This is a genomic window from Plebeiibacterium sediminum, assembly GCF_026013605.1.
GTDB classification, from domain to species: domain Bacteria; phylum Bacteroidota; class Bacteroidia; order Bacteroidales; family Marinilabiliaceae; genus Saccharicrinis; species Saccharicrinis sediminus.
In genome coordinates this window covers 32,271-50,307 of record NZ_JAPDPJ010000022.1, presented here as the reverse complement: position 1 = coordinate 50,307, position 18,037 = coordinate 32,271, and the positions used below count along the sequence as shown (strand labels likewise).

General features: G+C 32.3%; 7 protein-coding genes. 3 read left to right on the top strand and 4 right to left on the bottom strand.

Annotated elements, in window-relative coordinates; genetic code table 11:
• Positions 1–21 precede the first annotated feature (21 nt).
• From OM075_RS11015 to OM075_RS11000, 4 genes are all read right to left on the bottom strand, one after another.
• Positions 22–1,725 carry a fasciclin domain-containing protein gene (locus OM075_RS11015; RefSeq protein ID WP_301190567.1) on the bottom strand — a complete coding sequence of 568 codons (1,704 nt, stop codon included), beginning with the start codon at positions 1,723–1,725 and terminating at the stop codon, positions 22–24.
• Between the two features lie 171 nt (positions 1,726–1,896).
• Positions 1,897–3,381 (bottom strand): RagB/SusD family nutrient uptake outer membrane protein, encoded by a 1,485-nt coding sequence (locus OM075_RS11010; protein WP_301190566.1) that lies wholly within the window; start codon positions 3,379–3,381, stop codon positions 1,897–1,899.
• A gap of 11 nt (positions 3,382–3,392) precedes the next feature.
• On the bottom strand, positions 3,393–6,641 hold the full coding sequence (locus OM075_RS11005) for a SusC/RagA family TonB-linked outer membrane protein (protein WP_301190565.1): 3,249 nt from the start codon (positions 6,639–6,641) through the stop codon (positions 3,393–3,395).
• Positions 6,642–6,652: 11 nt separating this feature from the next.
• On the bottom strand, positions 6,653–8,860 hold the full coding sequence (locus OM075_RS11000) for a fasciclin domain-containing protein (protein WP_301190564.1): 2,208 nt from the start codon (positions 8,858–8,860) through the stop codon (positions 6,653–6,655).
• A gap of 505 nt (positions 8,861–9,365) precedes the next feature.
• On the opposite strand from OM075_RS11000, the gene OM075_RS10995 reads away from it, so the two are divergent.
• The 3 genes from OM075_RS10995 to OM075_RS10985 all read left to right on the top strand — a co-directional run bounded on the left by OM075_RS10995 (position 9,366) and on the right by OM075_RS10985 (position 17,897).
• On the top strand, positions 9,366–13,790 hold the full coding sequence (locus OM075_RS10995; protein ID WP_301190563.1) for a hybrid sensor histidine kinase/response regulator transcription factor: 4,425 nt from the start codon (positions 9,366–9,368) through the stop codon (positions 13,788–13,790).
• A gap of 403 nt (positions 13,791–14,193) precedes the next feature.
• Entirely contained in the window at positions 14,194–16,956 is a 2,763-nt protein-coding gene (locus OM075_RS10990) for a S8 family serine peptidase (protein ID WP_301190562.1), read from the top strand.
• The gene (locus OM075_RS10985; RefSeq protein WP_301190561.1) at positions 16,953–17,897 is read left to right on the top strand and encodes a PorV/PorQ family protein; all 945 of its coding nucleotides are present in this window, start codon (positions 16,953–16,955) and stop codon (positions 17,895–17,897) included. Before OM075_RS10990 ends, OM075_RS10985 begins: the two co-directional genes overlap by 4 nt.
• Positions 17,898–18,037 lie beyond the last annotated feature (140 nt).

The following is an 18,037-nucleotide window of genomic DNA, read 5'->3' as shown; positions in this document are numbered from 1 at the left end:
TAAATTTTACAGTTTTAAATTTTACTCAGCTAAAGCTTCAATACCTCCATAATAATCAGGTAAATCTTCTTCATATAGTTTATTTCCTTCACTATCGAATTTAGGCCACAACTGATCATCGTCTACAGGTATAAACTGAATCTGATCGAGCCAAAAATATCCACGACCATTTGTCAATGCTTCAAACCTAAGTGTTTGTTCACCGGTTGATGTAACTTCAATTTTTCCAAGATATACACAACAAACTCTACTTGAAGACATATTTAATTCGGTATACCACTTGTAGCCCAATGCATAATACTCATCTTCATCAATATTATTATAGGTTTGACCCCAAACAGATGGATCAAATAGCTTGGTCAGTTCTTCACCATTCCAGGAAGTTTGTATGGTGTTTCCGTAACCATATCTTCTATAAGCAACCCATAATTTATAAGTACCTTTAATTAATACAGGAGTTTTAAACTCAATCCAAGGAACAACAGCTGTACGCAAGTAAATAGAAAGCATATCTCCGTCGATACAATTACCGTCACCCTGGTAAGCAATAGTACTCCATCTGCTAGGTTCTCCCCATGATACATTTGCAAGATCATCAGAAGCAAAAGTTATCGTTTCAATTTTATCTTTATATATGCCGGTAAGTGCTTCTATCTCTGGCTGCCTTGTAGGATCCCAAAATACTGCAGTAGGTGATAAAACTCTAATATAAATATCATCATCCAATTCATGAAAAACCCCATTGTAACAAATATTATCACTATTTTCTTCTTTTATATTTGCTCCAGGGTATGTAGTTCCTGCAATTGTTGTTTGATTAATAATAATACTATCGCTCTTATCTGTAATTGTTACTACTTCATTGGGAGCCATTGTTACAGTAGCACTCTTTTGAATTAAGTCAGCCATGTAACTGCAATCTTTAAAGCAATGATAGGCCATGTATAAGTATAAACTATCGGCTGGATCTGTTGGATCTCCTGTATTACAGTACTTATTGTACAGATCATCATAACTATTAATATTTACGTTTTCTCTGGCATATACTTCATCACTTTCTACAAAAACAGTATACCAATTGTCTGCAATCATAAGAGTATCATATATGCCTGTAGTTTGCAATGCCTGAGAAAAGATCGAATACGCATCATTTTCAACTATTAATTCAGCCACTGTTTTTACCGGAGGATCTAATACGGCATTTACCTTATGCACTATACCATTTCCAAGCATAATATCAGCATCTGTAACCAGGGATTTTTTATTAATAGTATAATATGCATCAGTTCCTTGTATAGAGGCTCCTGTAGTAATATATCTACCATTCATAGATGAAGTCCTCATCTTTCCATCTGTAAAATCCTGAGTTCTAATTGTATCATTAATAATATGATACTTAAAAATGTTTTCTAATTCTTCTTCTGAAAAATCAGTTAAAGCACTTTTCCCTTGCTCAGTAAAGTAAGTTTCAAAGGCATCGTTTGTAGGAACAAAGCATGTGTACGTACCATATGCTTTTATAAAAGATGCATTACCTGTTGTTTCTGCTAAATTCCAAAATATAGAACAATCCGCATTACTTTCAATATACTCACCCATCAATTGGTCCGAAGATGTTTCGTAAGTAATTTCATAAGGCTCGCAACTAAAAACAACAAGAGCAAAAATTATTGCAAAGCCCAAAATTGCAGATGTTTTATATCTTAAGTTTATATTCTTTTTCATCTGTTTAATTTTTATTCGTTTATCAGATAGAACTCGCCGTAATGAATCATTTGGAACAGTGAAATCAACTTTGCTGTTGTCCATGTAATGATTTTAAAGGCTTGTTTCATAATTCAATATTTAATTATATTGTCAATTATATCTTATATTAATAATTACCCAATCATTAATTTAATTAGATGCATCAGCCCAATACGGGTTTTGTTCTAACTGAGGATTTACTTCTAATTCATCAATAAAAATTGGTAAATACCTGTAATCCTCATCCTGATATTTTGCGAGTACAGTATTTCGTTTTGCAGCAGGGGCAGCTTCCTTAACCATTCTATACAGATAATTTGTATATGAATTATTTTCGTGGCGTGATACCCTTAAAACATCGAACCACCGTTTACCTTCAAAAGCAAACTCTCTAGCTCTTTCATTCAGAAGATATTCCAAAAAGTCCTTTTTGTCAGAAGGCTCCTGAGCTGTCATGTCATCAGCATTAGCTCTGTCTCTGATCTTATTAATTAACGCTAAGGCAGTTTCATTATCTCCCTTAAGAATAGAAGCCTCTGCTTTCATCAGTAAAACATCTGAATAACGATAAAAAATATAATTACAGTAAGATTCTGTTTCAGATCTAACGGTTGATCTGTTTAAGCCCAGATATTTCCATACACTATTGCTACGACTGGATCTATAGGAAGCTCTGTCACCTCTTACATCAATACTATCTGTATCAGTGTCTTTTCCTATTACAAATAAATCGTTATAAACTTTTTCAGAAACACATAATTGTCTGTGATTATCGTAATCAAACAATGTATATAATGGATTAGTATGGCTATTATCAAAATTTAACTCGAAGATACTTTCAGTACAGTTACCTTGTCCAAACATCGTTGAAAACCAATTGTTATCTCCCTCAATCAAACCAAACTGACCTGAGTTTATTATTGCATCACATTGCGTTAAACAACCATCAAAATCATCATTCCATAAATACACATCTGCTAATATTGCTCTGGCGGCAAAGGATGTTAATCTTCCCTTGGTTTCTTCATTGGTACCATAAGCATCGTAGCTATTGTTTATCGAGAATATTAAATCATCAATAATTTGTGCATAGATTTCAGATTCTTTGTCTTTTGATATAAAAAACTCTTCCTCATCGGTTGAATATGACCAGGTAACAAGTGGTACATCTCTAAAACTACGTACTAAATAAAAATACATTAGAGCTCTCATCCCGTATGCTTCACCTAATGCTGCATCTAACTCCGACTGCGTAAAGGTTTCATCCAATTCCAATACATCAGAGGCATGAGCGATTACGGTATTACAATAATTAATGGTGTTATAAAAAGCTGACCAATTACAAATAGAGTTTGTTTCTTCGATATCACCTTCTAAGATATGTAGTAAATTATCAGAGATTTTATCCATATCTGTAAGCATATCGCCTCTAATTTCGCCCCATAAAAACATTTTATTAACAGCATCATCCTGCAGTGACTGATAAATAGCTATCAATGAAGACTCTACATTTTCTTTACTTTGCCAATAATCTTCTGAAATTACAGTAGATGTAGGTTCAGTTTCCATCCAGTCTGTACATGAAAAAATAAAACAAGAGGAAATTAATAGTATAATAATTCTAATTTTTTGCATGATCAAACCTTTTAAAATGTAACACTTAAGTTAAACGTCATACCTGTAGAAATTGGAGTAATTCCTGTGTCTTTACCTCCATATTTTGCAACTGATATATCAGGATTCATACCCAGGTATTTTGTGTAGCATTGTAAATTATTTATGGTAGTACTCAATTTCATATTGGTCACTTTTAATTGCTGACAAATTGTTTTTGGAATGTCATATCGTAATGTCAAATATTTAAATCGAACAAAAGATCCATCTTCAACAAACCTGTCGGAACCTAAGTAATTATATCCATGCTTTATTGTGGCTCTAGGAATATCAGTTACATCACCCTCATTTCTCCATCGTCTTAAAACGGCTGTTGATTGATTATTGTAACTATACATATTTTCTAAATCCATACGAGTCATATTCATGATTTCATTACCATATCGGTAATTAAAGAATACACTCAATGACAGATTCTTTTTAAAGGTTACAGAAGCTCCAAAACCACCATAGAAATCGGGATTTATATTACCCAAATAAACCACATCCATATAGTTTATATTTCCATCATGGTTAACATCTTCATATTTAGCATCTCCTGCAACAAACTGATATCCGTTATCAGGATAGTTAAATACCATATAAACAGGTTTACCTGTAGCATCAAAAATTTGAGCTCCATTGGCATCTGTAGCAATAGTTTCTTCTGTAGTAGAATATACACCCTGAGATCTGTATCCATAGAATGATCCAATAGGGTTACCTATTTTACTCATGGTTAAGTAACTACCATTTCCAACTACACTTCCGCTGGTTAATGAATAATTGGCTTTGGCATCTTTAAGAATATTACTGTTCCTTGATATGTTGAAATTTACACCCACTCTCCAATTATTTGTTTGTACCGGAGTTAAGTTTACTGCAATCTCCCAACCTTTTGATTCAAGATCGGCTACGTTCATATAAATACTGTTGTAACCTGTTGTTGAAGGAATACTTGCAGAAGTAACAAGTGCACCATTTGTATTTGTCATATACAAATCGGCATTAACATTTACCCTGTTTTTAAACATTGAAAGGTCAAAACGTAAGTTTTTAGAAATCACTTGCTCCCAGGTCAAATCTCCTAATTCCATTGAAGATGGGAAAACCCCTGTTTTATTTAAATAAGTCCAATTGTAACTGGCATAATCATTATAATACAAGTTTTCATAACGAGGTAAGTTTCCATTTTCACCAATACTTGTACTCACCCTAAGTTCATCCAGCCAATCATATTTCTCCATAAATGGTTCATCAGAAACTCTATAACTTAAGGATAAACTTTTAAATGTAGCCCATCTTTGCTCTTTGCTTAGTTTTGAGTTACCTTCTCTACGAACCGTTCCGGTAATAATATAGCGATCGGCATATTTATAATGTAATAGTGCTGTTCCCCCAACAGATTTAGAGTCGCCATAATTATTTGCTGCCGATAAATTTACATTCGTAGAACCATTACTAACATCCTGTAAATTAACAGATGCACTATTTAATGAACTTCCTGCATTATAGATATTCCTACCTTCGTAAGTAGTCCATTGCAAAGTTGCTCCTGCTTTATGCTTTCCTGGTAACTCAGGACTATATATTAATTTAGTTTCGGTATATAGTTCGTTATAGTCATCACTTTTCTCATATGAATAATTCGAATCTGTATCTGTCCATGCAACACCGGTAGCAGTTTCTGGTAAAAATCTGGAGGTAACAGTATTCTTTGTCTTATAAGAAACAAGTCCGCTTAAATATAAACTTGACAAAATGTTATAATCCAACTTAAATACAGAAATTAATTGTTCTACATACTCATCATAGATACCTTCCTTTGCCAAAGCAACAGGATTATAAGTACTACCATAAGATCCCTGAATATTGGATTCTGGAGATAAATAATTAGAAGTTAGTGTTCCATCACTGTCATACTCAAATACTGACATATTTGGCATTTTCAGCAATGTTCTTTTACTAAAGTTTCTATAGTCGTAATTTTTATTTGTTGTATTATTTGAATAGGATAAATCCATACGAACTTTTAATTTTTCTGATATGGAATAATCCAGATTCATACGTCCGGTTAACCCTTCATAACCAGCACCTAATGTTGTACCTCCCTGATCTTTATAATTTAACGAAAAACGATATTGAGCTTTCTCTCCTCCTCCATTTAAGGATAAGGCATGGGTTTGCTGGTATGAATTTTTGTGAGTTTCATCCCACCAATCAGTGTTATTACTATAATTATAATACCACCATGGATCTGAAGGATCATACAAAAATTCTTTATTTACAGCTGTAACTAAAGGATAACCATATCCATTTTCATAACCTTCCAATATTAATGTGGAATATTGATCACCATTTAACATAGGCAAACTTTGGGGCTCCCATGTTACTGTACTCATATGCGAATAAGTAAGTGTTGGTTTCTTTCTCTGTCCCCTTTTGGTTTTTATTAAAAGAACACCATTTACTGCTTTTGCTCCCCACATAGCAGTAGCTGAAGCATCTTTTAAAACAGAAATTTCTGCTATATCTTCAGGTGCAATATTTAATAAATCGGCATAGCCTTGTTCATCTTCGTTTGCAAAATCAAAATCATCTCTGATTTCCATATTATATGGTACATTATCAACCACAATCAATGGCTCACTATTAGCATTCAAAGTAGATGTACCCCTGATTTTAATTGACATACCTGCACCAGGATCACCTCCATTTGATGTAATATCAACTCCGGTTAAGCGGCCTTGTAATGCATCGTCAACCGAGTTCACACTTAAATCCTCAAATTCCTTAGCATCAATGGATACAATAGGTACTCCCATATCCCTGATTGACACATTACTAATTCCATCCGTACCTACTCGTTTTTTACTTACGATATCTACTGAGTTAAGCATTTTATTATCCGGAACAAGAAAAATGTCAAGTATTAACTTTTCTCCGGGCGTAATAATTTGCGTTTTATAACCAATAAATCCGAAAGAAATTCTGTTTTGAGGATTCTTAAGCTTAATTGCATATTGACCATTAATATCGGAAATCGTTCCACTTATGATACGATTGTTTTTATCAACCTCAACTACAGTGGCTCCTGGAACCAACGAATTGTCTGTTTTATCTTTGATAGTACCCTTAATAATTCTGGATTCCTGAGCTAAAACAATGATGTTAGCCGCAAAAAAGATCCAGCATAGCAGGGTTATCTTTTTTATAATATTCTTTTTATCTAAAATGCTCATAGATTTTATTGTTAATCATTATAATTTAAATAACCTTGTAACTCGTGTATGATAACCCTGTTTGAAAGTATGTTCTTTTGATGACTACCAGTTGAAAAATACACGTTATTGCCACTATTATCAGTTATGAATGCGCCACCATCACCATCAGCTTTTATAGTAATTTCGGTTGTACCGTCATCATCTTTATAACCAGTGGTATAAGTATCAGTTGACCACACGCTTTTTAATGGATAATAATAATTAGGTATTATATGATACTGAAAGAATGACTTTACCAATGTTTGGTCTGCCAAAACTCTGGAAGCAGGATTTGCTGGTAATAATCCAGCATCAATAGCTTGTTGCATCACATCGTTATTCAATACAAACATTGTATTTGGAGCTCCACCTGATAAGTCTTCTATGGTACCTGCATTTGGATCACTGTTATCAGGAGTAAAAAGATATGTACTAGCCATCAGGTATTGACAATACATTGAATATTCTTCATACTTTAATAATAGAGTAATAGGATCCAGCTGAGAAAATTCTAAAGACTGATTATCTAATTGATAAGTAACTCCATTATTAGGTTCTATATTTATATTAGTAGGTTCGGAACCGGAATTTCCTTCCTCATAGTTACCAGAGGCATAAAATAATCCGTTTTCAAATTTTATATATTCTCCTTCACCATCACTACCGTAGGTTTGAATCATATCACCTTCAGTAAACTCTGTTTTCTTTCCTAATATGATGTGTAAACCCAACCATCTGGATAAATAAGCAGATGCATTGGAAGTTGAACCATTATAACTCCACTCTGATCTGTCGTTATCATATGTAAAACCATACTCCTGCATTACATCATTATCTACTAAAAATACAGTCCAGTTGGTGCTACTCATTAACGTATAGTTAAAGTTATTATCTTCGCAGGCTTGTTTAAATAATGAGTATTTGGGATTCAGGTTAATTTCGCCCCATACTGTAAAAAAGTAGTCAGATTCTTGCACTCTATTTGTACCATAAAAAAATCCGTTACTTCCTATTTCTGATTCAATAATATCTGCCTCTGTAAATTTTGTTTCCCACTGTTCAAATTTACTTGGCCATATACCATTAGTAAATAAATGACTGTTGATGAAATCTGCTATCAGTTCCGATGACATATCATCCAGGCTATTATACCATTTTAAAAATATTTGATCGAAAAATACCTGAATAGCTTCATTTGTTGGAACAAAAGCTGTTAATGTTGTATTCTGATCTACCCCATAAGTGATATATGGATCAATTGTTTCTGTATTGGGTCCAAATTTTAAATTAGGATAACTTTTGGTGTAGATTAGTCCTGTAGACCCATAAAAATCATTGTAGTTATTAATAAACTCAGTAGGTGATATTCTATAATTAACCAAATACTGTTTTAAGATGTTAGCAAAAGTACTATACTCTTCTTTGCTTTCTATAATATCCAATAAGTTACGAAGTGGTTCAATTACTTTATCAACTCCATGAGCATAACCATTCTCACATAACAGATCCGTTGTTGTAACTTGTGCTCCAGCAACATTAAAGTCAGAGAGTGTTGAATTCGGGAAAAAATTTAAGTAATCACTTTCAAATACGTTATTTGAACTCATAAAATTACTTGTAAAAACAGGAATCCACTTATAATTATTATCCTGAGTAACTAAAATTGGTGTGCCACCAATGGCATCTTCAGCAACTACCCAATTAATATCCACCACATTTACATTTCCTCCAAGTTCTTCAACATTATCATTAAATGCACCTTTATAATAAAGTGATTTTCTTCTAAATGCTTCATTAGGCTCAACCTCACCATCCGGAGTAAAAGCATCATCTATTGATTCTTCAGAAAATGATGTGAAAATAATCGAATACTGTACTAATCTTTTAACTTCTTCTACTGGTATGTCTTCAATTGAACCATATCCATTATCTGTAAGATAAGTTGAGAAAGCTACATCCGTTGGTGCAAAAACAGTATAGTAACCAGATGAGTTTAAAACATCTTTATACCCGGCCCTATCCACACAATTAAGATACATAGAAAATTCTCCTTCATTTTTTAATACAGTATAAATAGGCTCTTCCAAATTGCCATCATCTGTATAATGAGAATCTTCAGATAAATCATCACATGCAACCAGTAAAACTAAAAACAGGAGCATACTCAGACCAATTTTTAAATTAGATTTTAACGTCATAGGTTTAATATTATTTGATACATAATAACATATATTAACTTTTGTGTAAAAGTATTTAACCGTGACGTTTAGAAACTGGATTTTTACATGTGCTGATACATGAAAAACTGATTATAGCATGTGGATTTTGTGCGAAAGATGTAAAATCTTCCCTTGATTGTATGATTATCAATTCTGATAGTGATTTTATATCAAGGTTTTAATTCTTTATCAGAATTGATCAATTGATCGTATTAACAGGGTTAACAATTTGACTTGACATCCTTCTGCTGTACCATATAAGTGCAGTACTTAACCTATATAAAATAGTTAAATATCTTTTATTAGTAATTATTTTATATAGATTTTTTAAATATTTTGTTAATATTGCTTAAATATATTTTTGTAACATTTTTAACCTTTTCCATTTTTTAATCTATGCTGCCTATACGAATTGATTACTCTAAAATTTCCTAATTTTTAAAAGTGATTGTTCTTAAATAAACATTGGGCCAACACAAATTTTATGATTAGAAAAATGCAATATTATAAGATGAGTATTCCCATTAAAACAAAGCTTGTTTGTAAATTAATACCTCTTTATTTTTTATTAATTTACATACAAACACAAAATATAGCAGGTCAAAATATATCTTTTGAACACTATCAACGAATCGAAGGATTATCGAATAATTCGGTACGAAGTATATGCCAGGATAGTATTGGCTATTTGTGGTTTGGAACATTAAACGGACTGAATAAATACGATGGTATAAATTTTCATAAATATTACCATAATCATATTGATGAAAATTCACTTGCCAGTCATCGAATATTTAATCTTAAATGTGACAGCATTGGAAATTTATGGGCCATAACTTATGATGGTAATGCTATTATGTATAATAGTAAAAAAGATATTTATTACAATATAAAATCGTTTTTAAATAGCGAAAACAAAACTAATGAAATACACATTAAAGATATTTACATTAAAAGCAAAAATGAAATACTCTTAACTACGCATCAAAATGAGTGTATTAGGGTAATAATAAGTAAAAACGAGATTCTATCTGCAACAAAAATCAATATCAACAGTATTCTCCCGGGAGCTAAAATTAGTTTTATTTTCAAAGGACAGCATAATTCTATCTGGGTAGGAACCAATAATGGAATAACTATTTTGAATGATAGCAGCCATATAAACCTACCTAAATATCACTACAGGTGTTATTGTATTACAGACTCACTATATCTTCTTGGTACGCAACACAACAACATTGTTGCATACAATTATCGCACAAATAAAATTTCGACTTTAACATGGCTAAAATATGAAAATAGCCATCCCATTTCTGATATAAAATATTTTAATAACTCTATATTAGTTTCTACTCTGGGAAACGGGTTTGCATATTACTCAAATAATAATTGTAAAACCTTTAAAACGAATAACACCAAAAATCTGCATAGTAATGTAATATTTCCCGGGTATATTGATAGGCATGATATGGTGTGGTTTGAAACGGATCAAAAAGGGGTAACTCAATTTAATTTAAAATCTCAAAAAGTAAATTACCACTCCTTAAATGCTAACATCAGAGAATCATTAGGCGAACCCGAAAAACTTATTTACTTTGAAGATAGCAATGATGATTTGTGGTTAGGTATATATGGTGGTGGAATTTGTAAATATAATCGATCAAAAAACACATTCACTCAATACATGAGTAATCCGTTGAATTCGGAGTCACTTTCATCAAATTATGTACTTAGCCTCTTTGAAGATAATTGTAAAAACCTATGGATAGGAACTTTAAACGGTGGTATTAATAAGTTAAAGCTCAGTGAACAAAACTTTAAAATACTTCAGCCGGATAAAGACTCTAATTTTATTACTAATAATGAAGTCAGAGGTTTATATGTAGACAGTTACAATAACATTTGGGCTGGAACAAAATCGGGAAAGCTTTATTGCTACGACACTTCATATAAATTATTAGCTACACTTCCTGATGATATACCATCATTGAAAAGACTTAAAATTAAGAATATATATTCAATCATGGAGGATCATGATAATAACCTGTGGATTGGAACCAAAGGAGATGGTATTTTTATATTAAAAAATCTAACCTCTAAGATTAATGAATCAAAAACAGAAAGAATTGACTATGTACATATTAAACGTGATCCTTATAAAAGAAATACATTAAGTAGTGACTATATTTATGATATACTTGAGATTAATGATTCTATTGTTTGGGCTGCAACGCATTCCGGAGGCTTGTCAATCATCAAAAATCCGTTGGATAATATTTCATTTACACATTACTCAGAAAATATCAAAGACACTCATTCAATATCATCTAACATTTTAAGATGCCTGTATAAAGATATTGAAGGCAATGTTTGGATAGGATCTACAGACGGATTAAGCTTTGTTGACAAAAAATTTGTAAACGCTGAAAAAATAGTTTTTAAGACCTTCAAAAGTGAAATGGGTGATACAAATAGTTTAAACAATGATGATATTATATGTATTTATCAAGGTAAGGATAGTGTTTTATATTGTGGCACTTATGGAGGTGGAATAAATTACATTAAAACCAATCAAATTAAAGATTTTGATTTTAGATGGAAAAATCTAACTACAAAACAAGGTTTATCGAGTAACGTTATTTATAAGATACTGGAAGATCCCAAAAGTCAAGACATTTGGATTAGTACGGATTATGGAATTAATAAACTAAAAATAAAGGAATCCTCTATCAAAGCCTATTTCCCAGAAGATCTATCTATTCAAAAGTATATATATTCTGAAAATACAGGCGCATTTATTTCAGATAACACATTGTTATTTGGAAATTTAAATGGTATTACTTGTTTTACACCTGACTCTATCCATAATAATACTATCGAATATCCAATTTGCATTACTGATGTAAAAATATCTGATGAAAGTATTCAACACATACATGAAAATGCAAATCTGGAATTAAAGTATTTTCAAAATTATTTAACCTTTTACTTTGCTGTACTTGATTTTTCAAGTCCTCAAAAAATAAATTACTCATTTAAACTTGAGAACTTTGATGAAACCTGGAATTATTGTGGCAACACAAATTTTGCTAATTATAAAAGATTACCACCGGGGAAATACACATTTAAAGTTAAAGGTACTAACAGTGCAGGTGTGAGTAACAATAATATTGCAAAAATTGATATTGTTATTGCTCCTCCTTTTTGGAAAACCAGTTATGCTATTATTGGCTATCTCTTCATTATAATTCTGATAGTATGGAAACTACGATCTATAATATTAAAACAATTGGATCTAAAAAATCAATTAAAAAATGAACACATTAGTATTAATAACAAGTTAAACTTTTATACAAATATAAGCCACGAACTAAAGACACCATTAACTTTAATTAAAGGACCTGCAGAAGATATAATTAGAAAAAACTCAGCAAGTGAAGAAATTAAATCAAAAGCGAATGAGATCTTAAAAAATACAGGGCGAATATTGGATTTAATTAACCAGCTAATTGATTTTAGAAAAATACAAAATGGACATATAGATTTGTCAGTTCAGCATGTTAATATATCCATGTTTTTTAAAGAAATATTTGACGCATTTGAAACACTCGCAATTAAGGAAGATATTGTTTTTAAATACTCATCTGAACCAACTGAAATTTTCGGATATATAGATACAGACAAGATTGAAAAAATCACTTTTAATCTTATCTCAAATGCATTTAAGCATACTCCAAAAGGAAAAGAAATTTCACTGAAAATTGCATTAATTAAAGAAGATCTTATTATCTCTGTAACTGATCAGGGTAAAGGAATTGCTAAGGATGAAATCAACCATATATTTGAGCGTTTTGTTCTTTTCTCAAAATCGGATAAAATGTTTAATTCAAGCTCCGGGCTTGGTCTATCATTAACTAAGGAACTGGTAAATGCTCATAAAGGAGATATAAATGTTACAAGTAAAGTTAATGTTGGTAGTTCTTTTACAATTCGCATTCCTGTAAATAAGGATAGTTATAATAAAAATGAAATTCTGAAAAGTGAAAGTAAAAATCTAAAAGAAAATAATACAACTCATCACTTAAATAACGTAGTTCACAATGAACCTGTGACGGTGAAAAATACCAGATCAGCAGGAGCTGACGCCCCCAGTGTTTTGCTGATTGAGGATAATCAGGATTTAAGAACCTATCTATATAATAATTTAAAGAGTTATTTTAATGTAAGAACAGCATCTAACGGTAAAGAAGGTTTGGAAATAGCCACAAATGAAAAACCTGACATTGTTGTTTCTGATATTATGATGCCTGAGAAAGATGGACTTGAAGTTACCCGAGATCTAAAAAATAATATTAATACAAGCCACATACCTGTTATATTACTTACCGCAAAGTCTTCATTAGAGCAAATTCAAATGGGGTTTGAGTGTGGAGCTGATGACTATATATCCAAACCTTTTAGTTTCGCATTATTGAAAACCAGGATTACAAATCTCATTGAACAACGTAAAAAATTAGAATATAAATTCAGTGATAAAAGTAAAACTTTACCCAGTACCGTTAATATATCAGAAAAAGGTAAAGATACCATATTTATTTCGCAGGTTACCAAATATACAGAATTACATATGAGCGATCCTGATTTTACTATTGACTCAATAGTAAAAGAGTTTAATTATGGGCGCAGCGTGTTTTATAAGAAAATCAAAACCATTACCGGATATACTCCTACTGAGTTTGTTAAATCAATAAAAATGAAAAATGCGGCTCTAAAACTAATTGAAACATCCAAAACCATAAACGAGATCAGTAGTTTGGTAGGTTTTAATGATTCAGATTATTTTTGCAGAGCTTTTAAAAAGCACTATGGCTTAACGCCTTCTAATTATCGTAATCAAAAACAGAATTAAAAAAAGTAACAACTATTCATTTATATTCTATAAAACAGGCCATATAACAAACTGTTTCTTAGGTAATATATTCCTTAATACAGATTATTCCGAAGTTTAAATGTTTCATGCTTTTTTAGGTCTGAATTCAGAATTACCCAGCTAGTTAATTCCTAAAAATACATTTGAATAGTTAACAAAATATTTACCTCAAAGAATAAGATATGACTTTATATAATTAATACAGGTAGTGGATAAATAAGATTATTATAGCTACAAACACCCTCCATTACGACCATTTGGTCGAGAAAATCATATGATTCGTCGAATATTCATATTAATAGATAGATAGTATGCTTAAAATTCTTTTCTTTGGAATAAATTTTGCAGAAAGTCGAAAACATATTTATTAAAAATTTCATTAATGATTCAACGAATTATAACCAGAATTTCCCTGGTATCTTTATGTATTTCATTATCGCTTTTATATTCCTGTAGGAACGAAGATGAAATTGTAAATCAGCAAGAAAAAGAAGAAAATACTGTAACTGCATCCAATTCAGTACAAGGTATTATCCGAATTAAATTAAACCAATACAATACTCAAAGCCTGTCTGTTTCTTTAAAATCAAATCAGGTATCAACCAACCTTAGCAAGGTTGATGAAGTGCTATCTTCTATTGGAGCCAAATCTTTTAAACGTACCTTCCCTTATAGTGGAAAATATGAAGCCAGAACACAAAAAGAAGGTTTACATTTATGGTATGATGTAAAGTATGACACTTCCGTTGTTGCTCTTTCTAAAGTAATCAGCCAGTTTAAAGAACTAAGTGAAGTTACTGTTACGGAACCTATTCGAACCATACAAAATCAAAAAACGTCATATAAAGATTTTGGACCTATACCATTAACCAAATCGCTTAAAAGCACTAGTAAAACTGCCGATACAGAATATCCGTTTAACGATACGTTTCTACCTGCTCAATGGCATTATTATAATGATGGATCCATTACTGATGCAGTTGTTGGTGCGGATATCAATTTGTTTGATGCATGGTTAAAACAACGTGGTAACGAAGAGGTTATTGTTGCTGTTATTGATGGTGGTATCGATGTTGATCACGAAGACCTGATTAATAATATATGGCACAATCAATCAGAAGATGGTGGCGCTACAAATACCGATGATGATAATAACGGTTATACTGATGACGTTTATGGATATAACTTTGTTGATTACAACGGAACAATTGTAGCTCACGATCATGGAACTCATGTTGCAGGTACGATTGGTGCTATGAATGATAATGGCATTGGAGTATGTGGTATTGCTGGTGGTGATTCTAAAACTCCTGGAGTAAAACTGATGTCGTGTCAGGTTTTTGAATCTGACAGAGATGGTGAAGATATAAGTGCTGAAAACTTTGAAGAAGCCATAAAGTATGCAGCAGATAATGGTGCAGTCATCTGTCAAAACAGTTGGGGGTATGATGAGTCTCCTGAATTACCTCAAAGTATGAAAGAAGCCATTGATTATTTTATCAAATATGCAGGTATTGATGAAAATGGAAATCAGGTTGGACCAATGGCTGGTGGTATAGTAATTTTTGCAGCGGGTAACGAAAACGTATCTACAAAAGCATATCCTGCTATGTACGAAAAAGTTGTTGCTGTTGCGTCAAGTGCTCCTGATTATATCAGAGCTTATTATTCTAATTATGGCAGTTGGGTAGATATTACTGCTCCAGGAGGATCGGATGAGTATAATGATTTATATGATGTGGATTGTTATATAGCAAGCACGGCTCCTGAAAATAATTACGTCTACATGATCGGTACTTCAATGGCCTGTCCACATGTTTCGGGAGTTGCAGCTTTAGTTATCTCCGAATTTGGGGGTGAAGGCTTTACTCCTGATATGTTAAAGGAAAGACTTTATCGCGGTGCGGTTGACATAGATGGTTACAACACTGAATATGCAGGAATGCTTGGTGTGGGACAAGTAAATGCAGCAGCAACACTAGCAAATTACAATAGTATACCTCCTGAAAGGGTAACTGATTTAAGCGTAACAGCATCTTCTAACAAAGCTACTCTTTCATGGTCGGTTACTTCCGATGCAGATGATTATAAGGCCAGTGCCTACAGGATTTATTATTCAAAATCCCCATTCTCTGAAAATGATGTTACAACGCAAAGTATGGCAATTTCATCAACCTCCGTGTTGGTCAAGCATGCTGAAGTTGGTGAAACAATATCCGCAACAATAACAGATTTAGATTTTGCAAGTACATACTATTTCTCAGTGGTGGGATATGATATCTTAGGATCATATGGCGATTATTCATCTAATGTAAGCGCCACAACAGATCCTAACCTGCCTCCTGTCATCATTACTGATAATGAAACAATCATTGAAGTTAAAGCACACGAAACAAAATATCTGACTTTTTCTATTACAGAACCTGATGAAGAGGCTTTTACATGGAGTTACACTGATGAATCCGGAAACTCTACAGCTGCTGAATTAAGCACTTCCGAAGTAAGAATAACCATCAATGGTTTAACTGCAGATCCGGGTACTTATGAGGTTAACTTATATGCTGAGGATGCAACTGGACTGGGAACTAGCTATCCTTTTACATACACAATACTGGAAAATCACACTCCGGTTTTATCTCAATCCCTTAATAATTACTATATCGGTAATCCGGATAAAGCTTATGACATTGCTTTAATGAATTACTTTACGGATGAAGATGGTGAAGATTTAGATTTTGATATTACCTTTAATTCTAATTATATCAATGTATCTGAGATATATAATTCATTAACTATAAATCCGGTTATTAATGGTTTATCAACAGTTACCATTACAGCTTCTGATGCAAGAGGTGAAACAGCTACAGCTACATTTCAGGTGATGGTGAGAGATGATAGTAATGAAATAGATATTTACCCTAATCCAGTTTCTGATATCGTGAATTTTAGAATGGGTGAAGATGTAAATGGAGCATTAAATGTATCCATTTATAACAGCAATGGTGGATTAGTCGATCAAAGAAACACCTCCATTTCAGCTTTTGCTCCAGGAAGTTTAAATTTGTCGGACCTATCAACCGGGCAATATGAGTTAGAGATTAATTATAACAATACAGTAATTAAACGAAACATAGTTAAGTTATGATCATTAAAAGATTACTTACAGCATGCATAGCTTTATATGCGTGTACAAATATATTTTCGCAAGCAGGATCATTTATTTCTATTCCTACAGATACCCGCTCTGTAGCAATGGGAGGTACTTATTTGGCAACCAATCATAGTAATGCCATATTTACAAATCTTGCAGCTAACAGCATTGATAACAAAACATTAGATGTAAGTCTATCCTATCGTCCGTGGGTCAGTACTTTTTCTGATGACTATAATATATATGCCCTATCTGCATTTTATAGTTTAAGCCATAAACATAAGATTGCCTTTGGATATAGATCTTTTAATCTTCCTAAATATACTTTATTGGATGATAACGGAAATAATCCAAGTTCTTTTACACCTAAAGAGAATACTTTTGATATTGGATATGCGTATAAAATATCTGATCATACAGCATTGTCAGCTTCTTTACATTATTTAAATTCTGAATACGGTCAAGGTTACGATGCCAATACAATATTCCTTGACCTGGGGTTTAAAAGCAAGTATAAAGCATTAGAGTATGGTGCTATGGTGCGAAATATAGGTGGTGACATGGAGTTTGATGACGGATCAGTAGCCTTACCTTTAACGATTGGTGTTGGTTTAGGATACAGTAAAGAATTAGATATTGCAAATGCTTTTAATTGTAGTTTAGATATATCTCATATTTCCGGAGCTAATGATGCATCGGGAATTGGTGGTGGTTTGGGATTGGAATACCAATACAAATCGATGCTTTCATTACGCACAGGCTATCAGTTTCTGGATGAATCTATCGGCTTAAACTATTATTCAATTGGTGCAGGTATAAACTTAGGTGCATTATCATGTGATTTTGCATACTTAATTACAGATAATGCATTAAAAAACAATTATAGTTTATCATTAAGCTGGACTCTATTTAATAAGAAAAGTATTGAAGAATAAATAGAATTTGAATGGTTCTATGGGGCCGGGATGTAACTATCGTTAGATGTTATATCCCGGCTTTTTTATTGAAAGCAAATTAATAGTTGAAAAAAGAATAACACAGAGACACAGTATGCACAGAGAGTATTGCATATATA